Origin of the sequence: Acinetobacter lwoffii (assembly GCF_024129715.1) — a bacterium.
Lineage (GTDB): Bacteria > Pseudomonadota > Gammaproteobacteria > Pseudomonadales > Moraxellaceae > Acinetobacter > Acinetobacter lwoffii_U.
This window is the reverse complement of the sequence record NZ_JAMXXM010000020.1, coordinates 22,236-44,792: the sequence shown is the minus strand read 5'-3', so window position 1 is coordinate 44,792 and position 22,557 is coordinate 22,236. Positions and strand designations below refer to the sequence as shown.

Annotated in this window: 21 protein-coding genes and 1 riboswitch; of the genes, 9 read left to right on the top strand and 12 right to left on the bottom strand. The window is 42.6% G+C overall.

Translation table 11 applies throughout. The annotated features are described in order from the left end of the window. Positions 1–515: 515 nt before the first annotated feature. The 6 genes from NI462_RS11825 to NI462_RS11800 all read right to left on the bottom strand — a co-directional run bounded on the left by NI462_RS11825 (position 516) and on the right by NI462_RS11800 (position 6,427). Complete coding sequence (locus NI462_RS11825) at positions 516–1,097, bottom strand: lytic transglycosylase domain-containing protein (protein WP_253160753.1); 582 nt, start codon at positions 1,095–1,097, stop codon at positions 516–518. Between the two features lie 124 nt (positions 1,098–1,221). Then, positions 1,222–1,713, bottom strand: coding sequence for a GNAT family N-acetyltransferase (locus NI462_RS11820; RefSeq protein ID WP_253114472.1), 492 nt, complete (start codon positions 1,711–1,713; stop codon positions 1,222–1,224). Between the two features lie 113 nt (positions 1,714–1,826). Then, positions 1,827–3,026 carry an acyl-CoA dehydrogenase family protein gene (locus NI462_RS11815; protein ID WP_253160750.1) on the bottom strand — a complete coding sequence of 400 codons (1,200 nt, stop codon included), beginning with the start codon at positions 3,024–3,026 and terminating at the stop codon, positions 1,827–1,829. Between the two features lie 23 nt (positions 3,027–3,049). Beyond that, on the bottom strand, positions 3,050–4,336 hold the full coding sequence (locus tag NI462_RS11810; RefSeq protein ID WP_253160755.1) for an acyl-CoA dehydrogenase family protein: 1,287 nt from the start codon (positions 4,334–4,336) through the stop codon (positions 3,050–3,052). A gap of 245 nt (positions 4,337–4,581) precedes the next feature. Then, a complete protein-coding gene (locus NI462_RS11805; RefSeq protein WP_121979897.1) occupies positions 4,582–5,958 on the bottom strand; it encodes an ABC1 kinase family protein in 1,377 nt (458 codons plus the stop codon). Positions 5,959–6,118: 160 nt separating this feature from the next. After that, positions 6,119–6,427: a hypothetical protein gene (locus NI462_RS11800; RefSeq protein ID WP_085064442.1), complete on the bottom strand. Its 309-nt coding sequence runs from the start codon at positions 6,425–6,427 to the stop codon at positions 6,119–6,121. A gap of 200 nt (positions 6,428–6,627) precedes the next feature. On the opposite strand from NI462_RS11800, the gene NI462_RS11795 reads away from it, so the two are divergent. The 6 genes from NI462_RS11795 to NI462_RS11770 all read left to right on the top strand — a co-directional run bounded on the left by NI462_RS11795 (position 6,628) and on the right by NI462_RS11770 (position 12,728). Then, the gene (locus tag NI462_RS11795; RefSeq protein WP_243474990.1) at positions 6,628–7,014 is read left to right on the top strand and encodes a DUF1311 domain-containing protein; all 387 of its coding nucleotides are present in this window, start codon (positions 6,628–6,630) and stop codon (positions 7,012–7,014) included. A 204-nt stretch (positions 7,015–7,218) separates the two neighbouring features. Next, on the top strand, positions 7,219–8,229 hold the full coding sequence (gene prmB / locus NI462_RS11790) for a 50S ribosomal protein L3 N(5)-glutamine methyltransferase (protein ID WP_253160748.1): 1,011 nt from the start codon (positions 7,219–7,221) through the stop codon (positions 8,227–8,229). A 13-nt stretch (positions 8,230–8,242) separates the two neighbouring features. After that, positions 8,243–9,337: a chorismate synthase gene (aroC, locus tag NI462_RS11785; RefSeq protein ID WP_253160746.1), complete on the top strand. Its 1,095-nt coding sequence runs from the start codon at positions 8,243–8,245 to the stop codon at positions 9,335–9,337. Between the two features lie 67 nt (positions 9,338–9,404). Continuing rightward, the gene (locus NI462_RS11780; protein WP_312586266.1) at positions 9,405–9,926 is read left to right on the top strand and encodes a GNAT family N-acetyltransferase; all 522 of its coding nucleotides are present in this window, start codon (positions 9,405–9,407) and stop codon (positions 9,924–9,926) included. Between the two features lie 125 nt (positions 9,927–10,051). Further along, entirely contained in the window at positions 10,052–10,960 is a 909-nt protein-coding gene (locus tag NI462_RS11775; protein ID WP_253160742.1) for an AEC family transporter, read from the top strand. Between the two features lie 300 nt (positions 10,961–11,260). After that, positions 11,261–11,348: riboswitch (glycine riboswitch) on the top strand. 135 nt (positions 11,349–11,483) lie between these two features. Then, positions 11,484–12,728: a D-amino acid dehydrogenase gene (locus NI462_RS11770; RefSeq protein ID WP_253160740.1), complete on the top strand. Its 1,245-nt coding sequence runs from the start codon at positions 11,484–11,486 to the stop codon at positions 12,726–12,728. An 82-nt stretch (positions 12,729–12,810) separates the two neighbouring features. Here NI462_RS11770 and NI462_RS11765 read toward each other — a convergent pair whose 3' ends face one another. After that, positions 12,811–13,464: an A1S_1983 family putative colistin resistance protein gene (locus NI462_RS11765; protein WP_253160738.1), complete on the bottom strand. Its 654-nt coding sequence runs from the start codon at positions 13,462–13,464 to the stop codon at positions 12,811–12,813. Between the two features lie 100 nt (positions 13,465–13,564). On the opposite strand from NI462_RS11765, the gene ispF reads away from it, so the two are divergent. Beyond that, positions 13,565–14,053 (top strand): 2-C-methyl-D-erythritol 2,4-cyclodiphosphate synthase, encoded by a 489-nt coding sequence (ispF, locus tag NI462_RS11760; RefSeq protein WP_253160735.1) that lies wholly within the window; start codon positions 13,565–13,567, stop codon positions 14,051–14,053. Positions 14,054–14,055: 2 nt separating this feature from the next. On the opposite strand, the gene NI462_RS11755 is transcribed toward ispF, so the two are convergent. The 3 genes from NI462_RS11755 to NI462_RS11745 form a co-directional block, all read right to left on the bottom strand. Further along, complete coding sequence (locus NI462_RS11755; RefSeq protein WP_224216612.1) at positions 14,056–14,580, bottom strand: protein tyrosine phosphatase family protein; 525 nt, start codon at positions 14,578–14,580, stop codon at positions 14,056–14,058. Between the two features lie 64 nt (positions 14,581–14,644). After that, the gene (locus tag NI462_RS11750) at positions 14,645–15,736 is read right to left on the bottom strand and encodes a 3-deoxy-7-phosphoheptulonate synthase (RefSeq protein WP_174766804.1); all 1,092 of its coding nucleotides are present in this window, start codon (positions 15,734–15,736) and stop codon (positions 14,645–14,647) included. A gap of 127 nt (positions 15,737–15,863) precedes the next feature. Then, positions 15,864–16,754, bottom strand: a complete 891-nt coding sequence (locus tag NI462_RS11745) for a sulfite exporter TauE/SafE family protein (RefSeq protein WP_253160733.1) — start codon at positions 16,752–16,754, stop codon at positions 15,864–15,866. Positions 16,755–17,140: 386 nt separating this feature from the next. Here NI462_RS11745 and lpxB point away from each other — a divergent pair, with 386 nt between their 5' ends. Further along, positions 17,141–18,313 carry a lipid-A-disaccharide synthase gene (gene lpxB, locus NI462_RS11740; protein ID WP_253160731.1) on the top strand — a complete coding sequence of 391 codons (1,173 nt, stop codon included), beginning with the start codon at positions 17,141–17,143 and terminating at the stop codon, positions 18,311–18,313. Between the two features lie 2 nt (positions 18,314–18,315). Here lpxB and NI462_RS11735 read toward each other — a convergent pair whose 3' ends face one another. Then, positions 18,316–19,266, bottom strand: a complete 951-nt coding sequence (locus NI462_RS11735) for an AraC family transcriptional regulator (RefSeq protein WP_253160729.1) — start codon at positions 19,264–19,266, stop codon at positions 18,316–18,318. 188 nt (positions 19,267–19,454) lie between these two features. Between NI462_RS11735 and NI462_RS11730 the strand changes: the two genes are divergently transcribed. Continuing rightward, positions 19,455–20,669, top strand: coding sequence for an alkane 1-monooxygenase (locus NI462_RS11730; RefSeq protein ID WP_253160727.1), 1,215 nt, complete (start codon positions 19,455–19,457; stop codon positions 20,667–20,669). Positions 20,670–20,723: 54 nt separating this feature from the next. On the opposite strand, the gene NI462_RS11725 is transcribed toward NI462_RS11730, so the two are convergent. Next, on the bottom strand, positions 20,724–22,547 hold the full coding sequence (locus tag NI462_RS11725; protein ID WP_180087550.1) for an acyl-CoA dehydrogenase: 1,824 nt from the start codon (positions 22,545–22,547) through the stop codon (positions 20,724–20,726). Positions 22,548–22,557 lie beyond the last annotated feature (10 nt).

Below are 22,557 nucleotides of genomic sequence, written 5' to 3'. Positions count from 1 at the left end.
ATGGTAGTGTGGGGTTACCCATGTGAGAGTAAGTCATCGCCAGCTCATTATTCCTAAACACCCCCGACCATAAGGCCGGGGGTGTTTTTTTATGCGCGGGATTTTAGAAATAAGTCTTTTATTTCTGATTCTGATTTCTATATGCATTCACTTCCTATCGAGCTCCACGAACTTATTAATTTAAGTGTATAGAAGTATTTATCTGAAATCTTATTAAAGTCTTCTTAGAAGGATGATTCACGTTAATATGACTAGTGTTATCCGATCGATATAGTTTGATCTAAAAGATTTTACAGTCCTATCTTATAAATCTTAAAAAATAAAAAACCAGCGAATCGCTGGTTTTTTATGGCAGGGTATTTTTACCGAACACGCATATCACAACTGTAGTTAATATTTTCTAAATATGTTTTCATAGCAGAAATTTCAATAGGTATTATTTAATAACTACTAATTATCAAAGCTTTACATCAAATAGCCTAAGCATTATTAATTTAATTAGCTTAAATCAGTAATTATAGAGAGTCTTTTAGCATTTTTTTATGCTGTTTTACTTGTTTGGCATAACGTTTACCTTGTTTACGCATTTTACGATTATTTTCATAACCCGATGGACCTACATTATAATAGGCAAGCGCTTTCTTCCAGTCACCGGATGATTGATTATATTTAGAAAGAATATATGTACCACATTGGATATTACTGCTTTCATTGTATAAATCACCTGGACAAGTTTGTTGCCAATATCTCGGAATCACTTGCATCAAGCCTACCGCACCTGCTGGCGAAGTTGCTTGGCTACGATAAGTAGATTCCTGACGAATCACAGCCGCCACTAGAAGCGGATCTACACCCTGATTTTGTGCATGTTGAACAATTAAAGGTGAAACACGATTAGCTGTACTGGATGGGGTGGAATAAGCAGTTTGAATGCCTTTAGACAGCTTAGCTGCGCGTTTTTCTACCGAGCCTCCGCCCAAGGATGAACAACCCGCAAAAAGAAAAGTGCTCAATAAAATAGAGGAAAATTTAAAAGATTGAGAATGAAATAGTGAACGTTTAGATTTAATTGGATTGAATAAATGAGAAACAAACAAACTGTGAATTCCATGCCTGAATAAACGTATTTCGATGTTAGGCAGCCTATATACAAGAGTCAAGCTTGCTGCTGATGAAAGCACTTTATTAATGTACAAACTTTATCTATCTACTAAAAAATCTCTAAGTTGAAAGATTTTTCAGCATCCAGATTTCACAGGCTTCACTATGTCCGGTATTGCCTTGAGGATGATCAAGATGCTGAAAACCTAATTTTTCATAGAGTTTCACCGCTTGCCAAAGCACTTTAGTTGTTTCTAGATAGACTGACTTAATCTGATGAGCTTGTGCGAATTCAAAAGATAATTCTAAAATTTTCTTGGCAAAACCCTGCTGACGAATTTCAGGTAAAAAGTACATTTTCTGAATTTCTAAAATAGTTGCATCACCTTTTAATAGCGCAATTCCACCACCACCGTAAATTTTATTTTGTTGATCCACAACAATCCAGTAAGCTGATTTCGTTTGCTGATAAACTTGATACAGTTCATCTAAAATAGAATCGCCTACCGCGAAACCAGATTCTGCTGCCAGTCCAAACTCTTGGGAAACACGACGAATAATGCTTGCAATTTGAGCATTATCTTCAGGCTGAATGGGACGAATATAGTACATATTGGTCTGATTTTATTTTGAAAAAACGATGAATTTTTATAACCTTAAATCCTTAAAAAATCCATCGTTTAATCAACTTAAGTAAGCTTAATTCGTTATTTAATGAGCAATCATTATTTTAATTCGCTCGATGATTTCCCTAATTCCCGACGGGCAATAATCAGTTGCTGAATTTGCTGGGTGCCTTCAAAAATATCCAGAATCTTGGAATCACGTGCCCATTTTTCCAAAAGTTCAGTTTCGTTATAACCAGTGGCTGCTGCAAGTTCGACACATTCTAAGGTAATTTCATTACCAATCCGACCGGCCTTGGCTTTGGCAATAGATGCTTCACGTGAATTTGGTTTGCGATTATCGGCCATCCAGGCAGCTTTCAGCATCAGCAAACGTGCTGCTTCCCATTCAGCTTCCATACGATAGATTTGTGCTGCGATATTAGAGCTTTGTAAATACGGTGTGGCATAAGTGGAGTCCAGTTGATCCTTAAAAATCTCCTTGATGCGTTCCAGCGAGGCTTTCGCACAACCAATCGCCATGGCGGCGACCAGCGGGCGAGTATTATCAAAGGTTTCCATCACGCCAGCAAAGCCTTTAGCAACATCGATTTCTGCATGACCGAGCAGGTTTGCTGCAGGTACTCGACAGTTAATAAAGCTGATCGTGGCAGTATCGGATGATTTAATCCCTAATTTATGTTCCAGTCGTTCAACCTTCATTCCAGGAGTGCCTTTGGCCACCACAAATGATTTAATGGCTGATCGTCCCAGTTTTTTATCCAGAGTTGCCCAAACCACTACCGCATCGGCTCGTTCTCCCGAGGTCACAAAAATCTTCTCGCCATTCAGAATATAGTCATCACCGTCTTTAGTCGCAGTGGTACGAATTGCAGCGGAATCTGACCCGCAACCTGACTCGGTAATCGCCATGGCCGCCCAAGTTCCATGAAAACGGTGTAATTGCTCCTCATTGGCAACAGCTGCAATGGCTGAATTTCCTAATCCTTGGCGTGGCATCGAGAGTAATAAGCCAGTATCGCCATAACACATTTCAATAATGCTCAGGGCAGTAGACATATTAATGCCATTTTTATTGCTGCTGTCTGCATCGCCACGTTTATTGACTGCTGCACCAGCATTCATGCCTTCACTACCTTGGTTCATGCCATCGACAACAGAAGCGAGCATGTCTAGCTCTATCGGATAAGCATGTTCAGCCTTGTCATATTTACGTGAAATCGGACGCAAAACATTGAGGGCAACTTCATGTGCTTGATCAATCAAAAGCTTAAATTTTTTTGGAGTTTGTAGATTCATTATTGTTCTTCTTTATGTTCTGATCAGGCATGCAAGCCAGAATGGAGAATGGCAGTGGCTCTCAGGTCTCTATACCAGCGTTCTACCGGATGTTCTTTGGTAAAACCATGACCACCCAAAATTTGTACACCATCGGTGCCGATTTTCATGGATTTTTCTGCACAGAGTAGACGTGCCAAATAAGCCTCACGATGAAAAGCTTGACCAGATTCAGCCAGGCTGGCGGCATTCAGGATCAGCATTTGCATCGCGTCAATTTCAATGGCCATATCGGCAATCATAAAGGCGACACCCTGACGATGGGAAATCGGTTCACCAAAGGCAATACGTTCATTGGCATATTGCACACAGTATTTTTTGACTGCTTCACAGGCGCCCACTGCCATCGCACACCACATCAGATTGCCCAAATCTACGAATGCACGATAATCAAAATCTTCATCACCCAGACGATGTGCCGGAGTATCTTCAAATTTGAGCGTAACGGTTTGAGTAGCTTTTAATCCCATAGCCGGCGATTTTTTTGCAGTAACCGTAATGTCGCGTTGCACCACAAAGACCTCAGCTTTTCCGTTTAGATCAGCACTGACCAGATAGAGATCGGCACTTTCTCCGAAGAGCACTAAGGTCTTTTGACCCCGAATCAGATAATGTCCCTGATGTGCAACAGCCTTGGTTCTAAGTTGCTCCGGGTTAAACGCTGCTGTTTCTTCCTGCACTGCAAAGGTGGCCTTTAACTCAGGATTCTCTGCGAAAGCGCCCAGATATTCTGACTGAATCTGCTCTGAGCCCCAGCGGGTAATGGCGTTAATGAAACTAAAAGTCGAAAGTAAGCCAGCCGTCAGACTGAAATCACCCTGAGCCAAATGTTGAGCGATTAAAATATTGCTGACAATATTCTGTTCCGATGCAACGCCCCCCAATGCTTCAGGCAGGGCATAGAAATTCAAGCCTAAATCAGTGCTGTATTGCCAGAGTTCATGGGGGAATAGTTCATGCTGATCTGCATCATGCGCCAAGGGATATAGCACCTCTTGGGCAAATTGCTGCATGGCATTACAGGTCATTTGCTGTTCTTCAGTCAGGTTCAGATCAAATAAGGATTTAGACTGATGCGGCAGACGCTGTTTTTGAATCTTCTGGCCAGATTTCAGGATTTTCTGGGTTTGACTGAGTGTTTTGAATCCTGCTTTTGAACTTTGATAAAGTGATTTTTCGACAAATTTACGCAGTTTTAATTGATCTAATACTTCGCTGCCCGCGATTTTGGTCAGTATGGATAAGCCAAATCCTTGGGCTTTATTCACCATATTATTCATTCTGATTATCCTAAAGGTGTTGTCACGTTATTTTTTTAATACTGACATGTGCTCAGATATAAAACTATGTCGTAGGTGACAAGATTAATTGGCAATTTTTAGGTTTTTTGGATTGAAGGAAGGGATGAATAAATCAATGAAAAATAAAAGAAAGATAAAAATATAAAAAATCGAATATGTCTAAAAATTGACCCGAATGACAAAATCATCCGGGTCTTTTTGATGCAGGTTTTATTTTAAGAGAGATGATGTTTAATCATGGCACGCACATTGGTTTTGGCATCAATCACGGTCATAAAAGTATAGGCACCAATAAATTTACGGCTAATAAACATAAATTCTTTGGGTGGAACACTGAAATAACGTGAAGCCATAGATCTCGACGCCTGTTGCATCACACGGCTATGCAGCTGGCTTTTTTTCCAGTCATAGCGATTATGTTCATCCATGATGCCGGCTGGCAATTCCTGATTATTTAGCGGTGAACTAAACGCTTCGGTGGCCAGTAAAAAGACTTTGGCCATATCCGGTTTGATGCTTTGCGGAATCGAATCAAAAAACTCATAACCGGTCATCGCCTTGACCATCATATCCGAGTCATGATGATAGCCTGCCTGAATCAGGTTACGCGCAACACTGAGCAGATGCTGGTCAAACTGACGGATCGCGCCAAAGTCGAGCAGAATGATCTTGTCGTGCACATCTGTACCATTGCCCAGACGAACCAGATAATTACCAAAGTTCGGATCGGTTTGCATCTCGCCCCATTCGAAAATTTCACGTACTGCAATTTCCAGAGAGGCTTCCCCTAACTGGTTGCGGCGTTCTTGGGGCAGGGACAACATCACCGGGCTGTTGATCGGCACACCACGTTCAAAGGTCATGCACAGCACACGATCAGAGCAATATTCATTAATAATGGTCGGGACGATATAGCGAGGATCATCTTTTAAACGGGCAGCAAAACGACGCGTGGTATCTGCTTCAATCTGATAATTTACTTCACGATGCATCATTTCACGGACTTCATCGAACCATTGGTCGAATTCGCGGGTCTGCGGCACGATGCGGGTCAATTTCAGCATGTTTTTAAATAGGCTCATATCCGAATCAATGGCTTCTGCCACACCCGGATACTGAATTTTTAACACCAGTTCCATGCCGTCAGATTTTCGGGTAGCGCGATGTACCTGTGCCAAAGAAGCTGTGCCCAAAGGTTCATGATCAATGGTGAGATCGTCGAGTTTAGAGCCGAGTTGTTGTTGTAACTGAGTTTTAATGGCTGGCCATGCCAATGCTACCGTCTGATTGTTTAGGGTATTGAGAGCCTGAGTGACTTCTTCTGGCAGAAAATGCTCACCATATAGCGCCATCATCTGGCCAATTTTAACGATAGACCCTTTCAGCTTGCCAATTTCTGCGACCAGATAATCGGCCTGTTCTTTCATAGCTTTTTTACGTTTTTTTTCTTTTTCTTCTTCGCTTGAGAACATGGAGCTTGCACTAGAAGCCGCCCAACGCGTGCCTGCCAGCAAGGATGCCTTTGCGATCGATAAGCGTCGATCCATAGAGGAGGTTTTCAGTTGTTTAAGCTTATCGTTCTGATCTGACATGTAAACTCGATCCTTTCATCATCAGCATGAAGCAGAATAAATCATTGTAAGGGATAGTAGCGTTTCTGCACGTATTAAAAAAGTTTAAGCCGCTGAATTCATAGTAAAAGCTAGGCAAGCTTTCATTTATTCACCAACTTGTATCAGTTTAGGCAGGGCATTATGCCATTTGAAATTGGATTTTTAATTCAGATCGTTGTTGTAACTGTTGTTTATTTGTTTGAATATGTTGATGAATCAGGCGCTGTACGCTGTCATGCATAAAGCCTAAAGCATAGCCTTTTACAATCACAATACTTGGCAAGCCAAAAAACAGATATTTGGCATCTTCCAGTGTCGCATCGGTAAATACGCCATGCTGCATTAAGGTCGACTGCAAAAATACCTTTTCTTGCTGCACCTGACTGGAGGCTTGGTCATTCCAGTAATTTTGGCGCATCGCCATAAGATTATTGTGCTTATAGCTCATAGATCTGGGCTCGTTTGAAGATTGAATGCGGATTATATGTGGGTCATGGGCCAATTTTCAATTGTGCAACTGTTTAATCTTTCAGTCCGAGAAAGGCATAGGATTTTTGTCCTGACTGCGTTAATATCAGTGGATAATTTAAACAATATTGATTGTTAAACATTTATTGGGATTGTACCGGTTTCGGTCAAGGGGAAGTTATGCGTCTTGCATGGTTTTTAGTTGCAATTTTTGCGGGTACTGCGGTTCAGACACAAGCTGCTGTTGGGTATTCTAAGGAATATACACAGTGCATGAATTTTAGTTATGGTAATACACCCAAAGCTGAAAAATGCTTGGAAAAAGAGCTGAAATTTCATAATAAACGTTTGAAGAAAAACTATAAAACTTATCTTAAATTGAATCCGAATCAGACTGCAGTTATCCGCAGTCAGCATGTATTGTGGGAGCGTAAACTGGCCCAGCAATGTAACTTTAGAATGTCAGGAAAATATGCCAAGCAGCAACAGGGTCAATGTATGCTGGCTTTGATCATGGATCAGGCCAATCTTTATCAATCCCGCTCTTATGCGTCCGGGTTCCGATAAATCATCATAGTATTAGCATCGACATTTAACAGAAACATCCCTAAATAAAGTAAACATTTATCTGAATAATCGCTCACAAAAACAGGAGTTTTATAATTTTTGTGGGCATAGAGAATTCGTGTTTTTCATGCTTTTAGCATTATAAAAGCAGGCAAAACAAGGTATCATAAGGCGTTTAAAAAAATGACCTTGGAGACGCCTTAAGTGGATCGACCGACTATTAGCCCTGAACATATGCAGGAAGCCGCTGAAAATTTAACCACCATTCGTGATTTTATTCGTTTTGGTGTGACAGCATTACGTCAATACGATGCACATTTGGGCCAAGGCACAGAAGATTATTTTGCTGAAAGTTCAGCGCTAGTGCTGCAAACCCTGTCGCTAGAATGGAAAGCGGACGCTGAAATTTTAGATGCCAAATTATTGCCAAGTGAAAAAGCTGAATTTTTAAGTCTGCTGGAACGCCGTATTAATGAAAAAGTTCCAACCTCATATTTATTGAACCTGGCTTATTTTGACGGCAAACCTTACTACGTTGATGAACGCGTGCTGATTCCACGTTCACCGATTGCTGAACTGATTCAGAACCGTTTCGCCCCGTATTGCCTGGGCGAACATGGTCAAATGGGTGAGGCAGTCAACAACTTGCCGGAAAACCCGAATCCAAAAACACCTCAACGCATTCTAGATATGTGTACCGGTTCTGGCTGTATCGCGATTGCCTTGGCTTATGCATTCCCTGAAGCGGAAGTGGATGCCACCGATATTTCCAAAGAAGCCTTGGAAGTTGCGCAAATCAATACTGAGCATCATGACAAGCAATATCAGATCGCTTTACTTGAATCGGATTTGTTCGAAAAAATTCCAGCCGAAAATCAATACGATTTAATTGTATCTAATCCGCCGTATGTCGATGCGGAAGATATGGCTGATTTGCCTGAAGAATTCCATCATGAGCCTGAACTTGCGCTTGCTGCAGGTCAGGACGGTCTGGATCTTGTCCGTAAAATGCTGGCTCAAGCTGCAGATTACCTGACTGAAAATGGCCTGATCGTGATTGAAGTGGGTAATTCAGAATGGGCAATGCGCCAAAACTTTAATTCAGTCGATTTCTACTGGTTACAATTCCAGAAAGGTGGCACAGGTATCTTTGCATTGACTGCAGAGCAATGCCGTACTTACCACGATTTATTTATTCAGTCTATTCAAGCATAAGGAGTCGTTTGACATGGCAGGTAATAGTATAGGGCAACTGTTCCGTGTAACGACTTGTGGTGAATCTCACGGTGTTGGCTTGATGGCCATCATCGATGGGGTTCCCCCCGGCATTGAGCTGACTGAAGCTGATTTGCAAAAGGATCTGGACCGCCGTAAACCGGGTACATCGAAATTTGCAACCCAGCGTAAAGAACCCGATGAAGTAGAAATTATTTCCGGTATGTTTGAGGGCAAAACCACCGGTACTTCAATTGGTTTGTTGATTCGTAATACGGATCAAAAATCGAAAGACTACGGCAATATCGCACAGACTTTCCGCCCGGGTCATGCAGACTATACCTATACCCAAAAGTATGGTTTCCGTGATTACCGCGGTGGTGGCCGTTCAAGTGCGCGTGAAACAGCAATGCGTGTCGCAGCGGGGGCAATTGCCAAGAAATTCCTTTTCGAGAAATTTGGCATTGAGATTCGTGGTCATGTAACCCAGATCGGCACTGAAAAAGCAGAGAAACTGGACTGGAATGAAGTTCCAAACAATCCGTTTTTCTGTGGCGATGTGGATGCAGTACCACGTTTTGAAGCGCTGGTGACGTCTTTGCGTGAGCAAGGCACCAGTTGTGGTGCTAAACTTGAGATCATTGCATCTAAAGTGCCAGTGGGTTGGGGCGAGCCAGTCTTTGATCGTCTAGATGCTGACATTGCGCATGCCATGATGTCGATTAATGCCGTTAAAGGTGTCGAAATCGGTGATGGTTTTGGTGTCGCTGAACAGTTTGGTCATGAAAGCCGTGATGAACTCACCACAGAAGGCTTCCTGGCCAATCATGCTGGCGGTATTTTAGGTGGTATTTCTAGCGGTCAAGACATCCGTGTTGCGATTGCGTTGAAACCGACTGCATCTATCACCACGCCAGGTAAAACCATCAATATTGATCGTGAAGATACTGATGTGTTGACCAAAGGTCGTCATGATCCTTGCGTAGGTGTGCGTGCAACCCCGATTGCTGAAGCGATGCTGGCGATTGTGCTGATGGATCACTTCATGCGTCACCGTGCGCAAAATGCCGATGTTGTTGCGCCATTTGCACCGATTGAACCTAAATAATTTGCTTTAACTTTAAAGTGAAATTGTTTTAAAGTCAGACTCCGGTCTGACTTTTTTTATTTATAAAATGAATCACTATAAAAATATACGATTGGCGAGCAAGGCTGATGTTCAGCAACTTACTATGCTGATTAATACAGCTTATCGTACTCCGGGTGGATGGACGACTGAAGCAGGAATGATCCAGGGTGATCGTATTCAAGAAAAACAGTTATATGACTTGCTCAATTTAGAAAATTTTCAGCTCTTTGTGTTGGAAATTGATAATAAGCTTCTTGGTTGTATTGGCGTGAGCTTAGGACAGCAAGTAGCAGAGATTGGAAGCTTTGCTGTTGCACCTGCTGAGCAAAACTCGGGTTATGGCAAGCAATTATTGGACTTTGCCGAATCCCATATTTTCGAAATATTTAAAAAGAAAGTGATTCAGATGTCAGTATTAAATGTCCGTATTGAACTGCTGGCATATTATCAGCGCCGTGGCTATCAGCTGACTGAAAAGATTGAAGCATATCCACTGGGTCAAAATGTCGGAGAACCGTTGATTCCCTTACATTTGCTGATTTTAGAAAAAATCAGCAAATCAATATGATTACTTGATGAAAATTCAAGCTTTTTGCTACTTAAATTGAGTAGTGAGAAAGCTCCTGAATATGCTAAGTTTTTTGTTTAGTCTAAGCGACTTAAGATTAGGCAGAAAACAGACCAGGATGTCACATGCTGCATATTATTTTAACTTCTTTATTTCCCCTCATCGGACTGATCAGCTTTGGTTATCTGCTCAAGCGCAGGCAATGGTTGAGTGATGATTTTTGGCGAGGTGCCGAAAAGTTAAATTATTATGCTTTGTTTCCGGTGATGCTATTTTTAAATCTGGCCACTGCCCAGATTCAAATGACAGTCATTGAAGATGTGGTGCTGGTCGTATTTAGTCTCATGGCTGTAGTCAGTATTGCGCTGTATATCTTGCGCCAAATTTACCAGATATCTTATGCGCGTTTCGGCGTCTATGTTCAGGGCTTGCTGCGCTTTAATACTTATATCGGACTTGCTGCTGTTAGTACTTTATTTCATCAGCAGGGCATGACCATCTTCGCTGTGATTATGGTGCTGTGTATTCCTTTGGTGAATATCTTATCAGTGTTGGCATTTACCCGTAGTCATGATATGCAGCTGAAAAAAATCATCCTGGATTTGTCTAAAAATCCATTAATTTTAGGTTGTGTGGTGGGTGGTTTATTTAATCTTTCCGGTTTGTCACTCTGGACTGGAGCAGAGCAGTTTCTTAAACAGATTGCACTGTGCAGTTTGCCGCTCGGTTTGATGTGTGTGGGAGCAGCCTTACAGTTTCAGGGTTTTCAGCGTGATGTGTTGCCACTCAGCCTGATAACCTTTGGCCGCCTGTTCGGAATGCCGCTGATTGCATTTTTAGTGTGTAAAATTTTCCAGATTGATGCATTAACTACTCAGGTTTTGGTCTTGTTCTTTGCACTTCCTACCGCCTCAGCTTCGTATGTTTTAACCCGGGTATATGGCGGCGATAGCGAGTTAATGGCCAGTATTATCAGTGTACAAACAGTGGTCGCAGCAGTAAGCTTAGTACTGATGCTTTCTTGGCTTATCTAAAATTCTAAAATGGATAAGGAAAACTCTACATTTTGAATTATTAAAATAGCCTAAGCAAAAAAAAGGTTAAATTTTATTTAAGCGCCAAAATTAAATAAGTTCTGGAATTTTATAAAGGGTAGAACTTACTCGTTTTACTTACGGCAGCAAAATCTAAAAATTTAATATCTAGGCAATATCCTCTATCACACATGTATACTGTTAATTAAAAAAAAGAATCATGGATAAATTCACGTGAATTAACATAAATAAAAACTGTGTTTCTCCTAAAAATGGTATATAAATTGCTCATGATAATAAAACATTATTGCAGGAGAGAAATGCTTCTGCATTCGCCGAAGGAGCAAGGTCCCAGGAAACTCTCAGGCAAAAGGACTGTGATAATGGATAAAGACTCTGGAGAGAAGTGTTGAATCACTCACCGAAGGGGAAGGTGGCCGCATTGATGTGCAATGTATCTACCGAAGCTCTCAGGTACACATGACAGATGGGAAAAGACATCAATACAATCAAGGAGGTGTCTATGCGTCATGTCGTGGTGATTGGGGCCGGGATTACTGGAGTAACCACAGCTTATGAGCTGGCATTATCAGGCTATCAAGTGACCGTGGTTGATCGGCATCTATATCCGGCAATGGAAACATCCTTTGCCAATGGCGGCCAGCTTTCTGCCTGTAATGCCGAAGTATGGAACCAGAAAGCCACGGTACTCAAAGGCATCAAATGGATGTCACAAAAAACCGCACCACTTTTGCTCAATCCTTCTTTCAGTATACATAAATACAGCTGGCTCATGGAATTTCTGGGCAATATCAAACATTATGAAGCCAATACCCGAGAAACGGTACGGCTGGCTTTACTGGCAAGAGCACGCTTATTTGAAATTGCCGAAACAGAAAATATTGATTTCGATCTGGAAAAACGCGGCATTTTACATTTTTATCATAACAAGACGGATTATGATGTTGCGATCAAAGTGAATGATCTGTTGTGTAGCGGTGGTCTGGAGCGCAACGCAATTTCCAATGCAGAAATCAAGCAGATCGAACCTGCATTAACTGGCGATTATTATGCAGGATTTTACTGTCAGAGCGATGCCACCGGGGATATTCATAAATTTAGTACCGGTTTGGCCAAAGCCTGTATGCAAAAAGGCGTGAAATTTGAGTTTGGTCAAGATGTTTTTGTTGTTGATCATCAGGCTCAGAATATTCGGGTTAAATGCAAACCTAGTACTGAAAATGTCCATTCCTCTCCAGAGGATGTTCTGGAAATTAATGCAGATGCCATTGTGGTCTGTGCAGGGGTTGGCAGCTATCAATTGGCTGAGATTCTTGGTGAACGTATCAATGTTTATCCAGTCAAAGGCTACTCGATTACCGTGCAACTCAATGATGAGCAGAGCCAGAACAACGCACCTTGGGTCAGTTTGCTGGATGAAAGCGCCAAAATTGTCTTGTCACGTCTAGGCAAGGATCGTTTGCGTGTTGCAGGAACAGCCGAGTTTAATGGCTATAACCGGGATATTCGAGCTGACCGGATTCAACCTTTAATTGAATGGACCAATCGTAATTTTGATCTGTGTACTGAGCATGTCTTGCCTTGGGCAGGCTTACGCCCCATGATGCCAAATATGATGCCTGTGGTACGTCGTGGCAAACATGAGCGAGTCTTTTACAATACCGGACATGGTCATCTGGGCTGGACTTTATCAGCTGCAACGGCCGCAATGATCAGTCAGGAAATTGCGCAATACTATCCAGCTTAAATTGATAGCCCGCTTGCGGGCTATTTTTTACACCAAAAATCTCATTTTATATGACAATAAATTATAATATTTTGAAAATAAATCAATCATATAGTCGATAAATACCGGTAAAACGTTCACAGCCTTTTTGCTGGCTACTGACCGCTAAAATGGCTTTACTATAATTAAATTCATAGCGGCAGTCATTTTCGTTATCGGTAATCTGGTTTTTTGTCTCAGGCGTAGTATAGGCTAAAAAAGGAATGATCTGCTTCTCAGCCCGGTTATTCGGATTACGATAGGCAAGACCTTCAACCTTGATCCGGTCTTTGGTCAGTTGATGAATCTTGAGATGAACAGGTTGCTTGGCGATTTGTCCCTGTTCAAACTTGATATAATGCTGGGTCAGACTTTGATTCAGCGAAATATAGACATTTAAATCATCTAAACGCCATTCAAACTGCTGTTTTAAACAATCTATGGTTTTGCATTGCTGTAAGCGGGTCGCCCATAGTTGTTGGCTATCTTGCAATAAGCGCACAGGTGCATCAGTAATCAGAAAAGCAGTAAAGTATTGGTCTGTGAGTTTTTCACGAGATTCAGCCAACGATGCTGAGCAGAATTTATTCATGGCAGCCGTTTTTTTGCTGTCATCGCTACAGTTTAGTGTGATCGCCGAGCTACCCGTAGAAATCATCCCCAGACCGAGCATCAGGCCAATTATTTTCAACATATTTATATCAGTTTTCAGTAGCATGATCGCTTATACTTTCACTGTGTTACGCTTGGTCTAACTATAGCGAAATAGAAAGCAAGTGTACAAGATTTCAATGGGCTATTTCTAAAGGATGTATAAGGTGATCGCACAAATTCGTATTGGCCAGGGGCTGGATGTGCATGCATTTGAAGAAGGTGATTTTGTCACTCTGGCAGGCATTCAAATTCCGCATACTCACGGTCTGAAAGCACATTCGGATGGTGATGTAGTGCTGCATGCACTCTGTGATGCTTTGTTGGGTGCTTTGGCGCTGGGAGATATTGGCCAGCATTTCCCCGATACAGATCCTGAGTTTAAAGGTGCGGATAGCCGGGTACTACTCAAGCATGTTTATCAGCTAATTCTGGATCGTGGCTATCACCTGAATAATGCCGATATTACCGTGGCCTGTGAACGTCCAAAACTGGCTAAACACAATCTGGCGATGCGTCAAAGTATTGCAGATGTCTTGGATGTTGATGTGACTCAAATCAGTATCAAAGCCACCACCACTGAACAGTTAGGTTTTATCGGTCGTCAGGAAGGCATTATGTCCATAGCAACCGTGTTATTGAGCCATAGTAAATAAAATCAGGCAAAATAATTCGGATTAATCAAGGAAAGTTCCAGTTCCTGCGTTGCTTTACGGCCTTGTAACTGTAGGGCAACCGCATGCATTAAACCGGTCCAGGTTTCATTCGGTTCCCAGATCTGATGCAAGTGTTCTTGTGCTGTAGGCAGATCCATATCCATATAGTACTGACGATATAAGTACATCAGACAGCTGACATGGTAGTTTTGCGAACAATGTACCCAGACCATTTGCTCTTTTACCAGATGATCGATCAGGTCCAGTACCAGCAGGCATTGATTGTCTGAAGGGGTTTCCCAGGAAATCGGAACCTGAATATAGTTCAGTCCCAGCTCAAGGCAAATTTTATCTTCATGCGGCAGATACTGTTCGCTATCGGTCAGCGCCACATTGATGACAGTAGATACACCGTATTCTTTCATCAGCTGTAATTGGGCAGTGGTCGGTTGACCGGAGCTAAACAGATGTTCGTGTATGAACTGAAAATTCTCAATCTGGCTTAATGCCGTTTCAATATCATTCATCAGATAAATTTTCCTTGTTCTAGAAATGCAAACGCCATCTTGGCGATGGCGTTTGTCAGATCATTTAACGATTAGGTAAAATGTCTTTCAATGCCTCATGCATGTCGAGTAAAACTTTTTCAGTCGTTTCCCAGTCGATACAGCCATCCGTAACGGATTGACCGTATTCCATATCATTCAGGTTCGCCGGAATGTCCTGACGACCACCCTTAAGATGACTTTCTACCATAATACCAACAATTGACTTGTTTCCATCAAGAATTTGTTCGGAAATGTTTTTAAGTACAAGTGGTTGCAGGTACGGGTCTTTGTTAGAGTTGGCGTGGCTGGCATCAATCATGATCTTGGTGCTGACTTTGGCCTTGGCTAGAGCAGCTTCTGCATCGGCAACCGAGCCTGCATCGTAGTTCGGCTTGCCATTACCGCCACGCAGTACCACGTGAGCATAAGGATTGCCTGAAGTGCGAATCACAGCCACCTGGCCTTGATCATTCAGACCGAGGAAGCTGTGACCATGTTTCACAGATTGCATCGCATTGGTCGCGACCGTTAAACCGCCATCAGTACCATTTTTAAAGCCGACTGGTGAAGAAAGACCAGAAGACATTTCACGATGGGTCTGGCTTTCTGTGGTACGTGCACCAATTGCTGACCATGAAATCAGGTCTTGGTAATACTGTGGCGAGTTTGGATCAAGTGCTTCAGTGGCACATGGCAAGCCCATTTCATTCAGTTCAAGTAATAGCTTGCGACCGATACGCAGACCTTTTTCAATATTGAATGAATCATTCATGTCTGGGTCATTGATCAGGCCTTTCCAGCCTACGGTAGTACGTGGTTTTTCAAAATAAACCCGCATCACGATGTATAAGCTGTCTTTAACTTTTTCGCTCAGCACTTTTAAGCGCTCAGCATATTCATGCGCCGCCGCTGGATCGTGAATAGAACAAGGGCCAATTACAACGAACAGGCGTTTGTCTTCACCATCCAGAATTTTACGAATCGTTTCACGACCATGCAGTACGGTTTGATAAGCAGTTTCAGTCAACGGTAACTCTGCTTTAAGCTCGGCAGGGGTTACAAGAGGAATCATGCTGTGGATATTCACGTCATCAATATCTGATGCTGAAATAGGATTTGACTGTTGTGTATTCATTGCCGTCACTGGTTCGATCATACAAAAGGTTGTTTAATAGCCCGAATATAACATGAATGATGCGTCACTTTGTTATAAAAAAGATGAATACTTCTTTGAAAAAAAAGTGATGAATCGGATAGTTAACTTAAACGGACGGGGAATTTTGGCTCATGATTATCATTGCTGTTTCAGCAGGTTGGGCCGGTTTTGATTTCACAGGATTAATCATGAAATTTACACCGAGGGCAAATAGGGTGATACCTAAAATTTTGCGGATCAGTTTTTCCGGCATACGTGAACTGAGTAAAGTGCCGACAATAATCGCTGGAATAGAACCCACCAATAACCACATGAGTAGCATGAAATCGACATTGCCTGAAGACATATGACCCAGCCCTGCAACCAGGGTCAGTAACACTGCATGCACAACATCTGAGCCAATGATACGAATCATCGGCAGATTCGGGAACATCACTACAAGTGCCATGATGCCAAATGCGCCGGCACCCACTGAAGAGAGCGTGACAAATATGCCCAAGATAATGCCCATGATGATAATGGCTACGCGCTTTTCCTTGGCTTGCAGCTTTACTTTTTCCAGATCTTGGGTCATATCCGGTAGTTCTTGTTTTCTGTATTTATTAAAAAGATTTTCGATCTGGGTACGGAACAGAATAGATAAGCCGGTAATGGTTAGCATAAAGCCCAATACCATGGTCAGGACGGCCTTGTAATGCGTTGATTGGCTCAGATAGTTATCAAGAACCCAATGTGTTGCAAAAGATGCGGGAATACTGCCAACGGCCAGCCAGATCACAATCGGCCAGACAATATTCATTTTCTTGGCATGCACAAACGAGCCACAGAATTTAGAAATCGCGGCATAGAGCAGGTCAGTACCAATCGCGATATGCGGTTCAATCCGGAATAAACTGATAAGAATTGGCGTCATTAATGAACCGCCACCGACACCGGTGACACCTACACAAAAACCTACCAGAACGCCTGCTAAAATAAATTCAATCGGACCAAACATGCATATATGCCAAAATCAAAAACGAGCATATCTTATGACTTTTGGATATAAGTCGTTGTCTTGATTATTGATTTACTTATGCATAAAAAAGATAAAGCTAGGTGAAGAATATTAGGTGATCTTTCATGTTTATTCACTGGGTTATGTATAAAGTGCGAATATAATGATTGATTTTAACTGTCCGATTTGCCCCATTTCTGTCTAATTGAATGTACCTGTAAATGTCGATTTAATTCTTGTTATGCAAGCTCCCTTATTGACTAAGTTATTCTAAACGGTGGGTTTCTTAAAATTAGAAGATACTTAAGCTTCTTCCGGAATAGCCATAGGATTATGTTAGAATCCCGATTCAATAAATTTCCATGCGGATCTGAGAGGAAACCCACTTGCTAAATCGAAAACTTAAAATTGGAATCGTGGTCGGTGAAGTTTCTGGAGATACGCTTGGCGCAAAATTGATTCGCCGTTTTAGTGAGCAAGGCATTGATGCTGAATTTGAAGGTATCGGTGGGCCACAAATGATCGCTGAAGGCTTTAAAAGCTATTATCCGATGGATATTTTATCGGTGATGGGCATTGTCGAAGTTTTAAAAGATATTAAAAAACTGTTTGCTGTGCGGGATGGTCTGGTGGAAACCTGGACTAAAGATCCGGTCGATATTTTTATCGGGATTGATGCGCCTGATTTTAACCTGCGTTTGTCAAAAACCATTAAACAAAAACAGTTACCGATTAAAACCGTGCAATACGTCAGTCCTTCGGTCTGGGCATGGCGTCAAGGCCGTATACATGGCATTAAAGCCAGTATTGATCTGGTACTGTGCCTATTTCCATTTGAAAAAGCCTTTTTCAAGCAATGGGATGTTCCGGCAGCTTTTGTTGGACATCCGCTCGCCAGTCAGTTGCCGCTTGAAAATCCGATTCTGGATGCTCAGACAGAATTAGGTCTGGATTCACATCAGAAATATATTGCCTTATTGCCAGGCAGTCGTCGTGGCGAGATTGAGCGTTTGGGACCTTTGGTTCTGGATGCTGCCAATATTCTGCATCAGAAACATCCGGATTATACCTTTCTGATTCCTGCGATTAATGATGCGCGTAAACAGCAAATCGAAAGTTTATTGGCCACTTATCCTGAGAGCTTAAAAGCCCAGATTCGCCTGATGGAAAATACCAGCGCTGAGTCCAAAATTGGCCGTCAGGTCATGAATGCATCCAATATCATTGCACTGGCGTCTGGAACAGCAACGCTTGAAGCGATGTTGCTGCACCGTCCGATGGTAACTTTTTATAAATTGCACTGGCTGACTTATCAAATTGCCAAATTATTGGTCAAAATCCCTTATTTCTCCTTGCCGAATATTATTGCCGGCAAAAAAGTAATTCAGGAACTGATCCAGTCTGATGCTACCCCGGAAAATCTGGCAGCTGAAATTGAAAAACTGATGGATATTGAAGCAGCACAGATTCAGGTTATGCAGCATATCACCATGCACAAGCAGCTGCTTTCTGGTAATAGTGAAGACCCGGCCAAAGCGGTACTGGCTTTAGTGCAGTAATTTTAGTCTGATAATAAAGATTGATTTTTCTGACAATTCAGCCGGTATTGGGTCGGCGTCTGTTCAAACTGTTTTTTAAAACTTTGGCTAAACGCCGTCTCGGATGAATAACCAACCAGATAAGCGATTTGCTGGATACCAAATCCACTATTTCTCAAATATTGCGCTGCCAGACGCAGGCGGTGCTGTTGCAGATAGGCAAGGGGCGGTTCACCGACAATCTGGGTAAATAACTGGGCGAATTTGGAACGTGACATATGACATTGTTCGGCCAGACTTTCTACAGTCCAGAATTGTTCAGGTTTGCCATGAATCGCTGCCAGTGCATTGGATAGTTCCGGATGCGAGAGCGCATTCAGCCAGCTCGAGGCATTTTCCAGGTTTAAAATATAATCACGTACGCATTCAATCAGTAAAATACTGACCAGATGATCCAGAATCTTGTCACGTCCGGGACGAAGCTGCTGGGTTTCCAGTGCCAGAAACTGCAAGCCAACCTGTAACCATTCTGGCGCCGTATCACCCAGAATATGTTGAATATGCAGGTATTTAGGTAATGCACTCAAAAGAGGTTTGGCCATCTGGATATCCAAGCTAGAACGAATAGCCAGTATGAAACTATGCTCCGCCGAATTTTCCCGATTGAGATCAATACATTGCTGTGCATTGCTCTGAAAATAAGGATTAATCGCATGGTGCTCAGAAAAATCGGCATTGTCTGGGCAGGAAACATGATGGGCAGAACCTGCAGGTAATAGCACCAGATCACCTTGCTGCAGCTCCAGCCGATCACCATTCATGAACTTTAATTGGGCCTGTCCCTGTAACAGGATATAGGCCAGCATAAAAGGCTCATGCTGATAATCAAAGCCGCCTGGATGAAATACATTCAGATAAAGATATTCCGATTTTTCCAGATGAATATCATCAAAAATTTTACTTAAAGCATCCATGCCTAACTCTATTCTTCTGTTTTATTTCATTTAATTGACTATAAATTTTTTAACTTTGTGATTTTAGGCCAGAATTTGGCAGCATGTGCCAAAGACGCTGACATAGCTTTTCTGGACGTTGAATACTGTTCGCGGCTGCTGAAATATTCAACTATAAGTGCAGAGTAACATAAAAAAGGAAGGTCGCAATGAATGCCCCTGCACAAATCCAGAAAGCGCAGTTTACGCAGGAAGCGTCGGCACTAAAAGGTGTAAAGCTGGATAAAAAACGTTTTGGCTGGTTGCTCAGCCCAGGTCTGCCTGTGATCGGAATGGGAATTCTGGCCGGTTATCATTTTGGTCCTAAAGCCACTCAAAAAGTCTTTGCGATGGGCGGGCCTTTATTATTGCATGTCATCATTCCGACATTGGATGCTCTGATTGGCGATGATGCCAATAACCCAAATGATGCGCAGATCAAGGCACTGGTTAACGATCCTTATTATGACCGCATTGTAAAAGCATTTATTCCCTTGCAAATGGCAGCCAATGCCTTTGCTGGCTATGTCGTAAGTCGCCCAAATGTGTCCTTGCTGGATCAAATACTGCTTGGAATTTCTATGGGTGCGATTAATGGTGTGGGCGTAAATACCGCACATGAACTCAGCCATCGTCCACAGAAAAAAGACCATTACTGGTCTCATGCCAGCCTGATGCCCTTGGGTTATAATCATTTCCGGATTGAACATCCTTATGGACACCATAAACGGGTAGCCACGCCTGAAGATCCGGCATCTTCAAAAATGGGTGAGTCTTTTTACCGCTTCTGGCCACGTACCGTAATAGGCGGATTAAAATCAGCCATCCAGATTGAAAAAAGACGGCTCGAGCGTAAGGGACTGAAATTCTTTAGTCAGGAAAATGAACTGTTTCATGGTTGGGCCATGAGTGCCGGCTATCATGCCTTGATGCTAAAGGCGTATGGCAAGAAAATTATTCCTTATACACTGACACAGGCATTTTATGGCGTCAGCCTGTTTGAGATTGTGAATTATATTGAACACTACGGACTAAAACGCGGACAGAAAGCGGATGGCAGTTATGAGCGAACCTTGCCAGAACATAGCTGGAATAATAACAATATCGTGACCAATCTATTTTTGTATCAGTTACAGCGCCATTCTGACCATCATGCTTTCCCAAGCTGGCCATTTCAGGCGTTGCGGCATTTTGATGAAGCGCCAGAATTACCCAGCGGTTATGCAACCATGCTGATTCCAGCTTTGATTCCACCTTTATGGTACAAAATCATGGATCAGCGGGTATATCAGCATTATCAGGGCGATTTAAGCAAGGCCAATATCTTGCCTTCCAAGCGTGCCAAGCTGTTTAAAAAATTTGGTGTAAATGACTCTACCGCTTAATAAATTACAAAATAAAAATGCGCCGATAAAGGCGCATTTTTTGATGAATTCTGCCTAGAACCAGTCGGCTTGCATATTCAGGCAAGTATCATCCAGATGCATCAGTAATTTGGCCTGATGTTCAATTTCAGGGAGTTCCCAGCGAATAAAATATTGAGCTGCCTGAATTTTCCCTGCCAGAAAAGTCTGATCTTCTGCCTGCGAAGATGTGCCAAACTTGAGTTGAGCCTGATTCGCCATTTCCAGCCATAGCCAGGCTAGGATGGTCTTACCCATCATATCCAGATACAGGCCTGAATTGGCCAAAGCTTCGCTGACTTTGCCTTGATGCAAGGCCTGGCCTAAAATCTGTGTAGTCTTTTGCACAGTGGCAAGATGCTGTTTATAGATCTTTGCGAGTTCCACTATCTTAGGTTCATGAATCTCTGACAAGGTCTTCTGGATGCGCTGCATAAGCAGATTGAGCCCTTTGCCATTATGCTGCCAGAGTTTACGTCCCAGCAGATCCAGAGATTGAATGCCGTAAGTTCCTTCATGAATCGGATTGAGCCGGTTATCACGGTAACATTGCTCCACCGGATATTCACGAGTATAACCCGCGCCGCCCAGGACCTGAATAGCCAGATCATTGGCTTTCGGACCATAGGCAGAAGGGAAAGATTTGACCACCGGGGTGATGAGATCAAGCAGAATTGCACTATCTTCATCTTGAGCTGCCTGAAGTTCATCAATTAATCGGGCTGCAAATAAGCAAAGTGCCAGCGAACCTTCTACATATGACTTTTGCGCCAGTAGCATGCGTTTGACATCGGTATGTTCAATGATATTCACTGGTTTCGAGTCAGGTGTTTTTTCATGAACTGGCCGGCCTTGCGGACGGTTTTTAGCATAATCCAGAGATTCCAGATAGCCACGATAACCAATCATGGCTGCGCCCAGACCGACACCCACACGTGCTTCATTCATCATCTTGAACATATATTTTAAGCCATGACCGGGTTCACCAATTAAATAGCCTAAGCAATTATCATTTTCTCCAAAGCTTAAAACTGTAGATGTAGTACCTCGATAGCCCATTTTGTGCAGTAAGCCAGCCAGCTGTACATCATTAGCTTCACCGAGTGAACCATCCTCGTTGGTTTTGAATTTTGGTACGATAAACAGGGAAATTCCTTTCACGCCTTGCGGCGCATCCTGAATCCGCGCCAAGACCAGATGCACAATATTTTCGCTAATGTCCTGATCGCCACCCGAAATAAACATTTTCTGGCCTTTAATTTTATAAATTCCATCTGCCTGAGGAATGGCTTTAGTGGTCAGATCGCCCAAAGAGGAACCTACATTCGGCTCTGTCATGGCCATGGTGCCAGCAAAGCGGCCACTCAACATATGCGGTAGGAATATTTGCTTTTGTTTTGGGGAGGCAAAAGCCTGTATCAGGTTCGCCGCAGCGGCCGTTAGAAAAGAATAAGCTACGGTGGACGGATTGGCCGACATAAAATAAGCATTGCAGGCCATATTCACCAAAGTGGGCAGTTGCATGCCACCATCTGCATAATCATGCTGGGCGCAAAGCAGGCCGGCATCGGCAAACTGTTGCCAGGCTGTCTTCACTTCATCAATGGTTTTGACCTGTTTGCCATCAAAGTTCGGTTCTTGTTGATCAGCTTTGGCATTATGCGGCGCAAAATAATCGGTCGCGATACCTTTTGCCGTTTCCAGAATACTGTCGAAAGTATTTTTGTCATGATCCTGATAGCGTTGCAGTTTAGTCAGCGCTTCAAGTTTGAATACGTCATAAAGCTGGAAATGCAGATCTTTATCATTAATCAGTTGGGTCACGGTACTATCCTGAATGTGCAATCCTTGAGATAGCATCAAGACTAGC